Here is a 556-nt window from a genome sequence, read left to right on the forward strand (position 1 = left end):
ATTTGTCATCAAGCACATTGCGTGAATTTTACAGCCATACAATTCAGCAAGCAGGTCTAACTTATCAACGTAAAAAATATAGTCTTCGTCTGAATAAAAACACGCAGACCGGTTGTTTCCCCGCTGAATAATGTGCAACGGGACATCCGGCAGTATAACTCTAGGACGGCGAGCCATATAAACCCCCAAATGAATAAGAGCTTACAGCTTAGCCGCCCATCACCAGGCCAACAAAATCGAATAATTACAAAAAATAAATCATATTTTAAANNNNAGAGCAATTNCTGCTGAACTCTAAAAAGCACAAAACCGTGGTCTGACCCCTATTTTTCTCAGGATCGGATTGGGTTATCGAGCTTTTTTGCAACCACCCTCTCAATCTTGTCGCCGGTTCCCCATGCGGCGTGCGTGCCGCATTCACACCGTTCACAGAAGACTTCGCATCCATCACCACCACGGTAATCGTATCGCCATTGATCGCCACCGCGCAGCCATCACAGCCGTGGTTGCTACTGTTTTGCAGAGGTTTGAAATTGAGGCCGGTTTTTTCGTTAAG

The organism is Pseudomonas marginalis (genome assembly GCF_001645105.1).
GTDB lineage: Bacteria > Pseudomonadota > Gammaproteobacteria > Pseudomonadales > Pseudomonadaceae > Aquipseudomonas > Aquipseudomonas petroselini.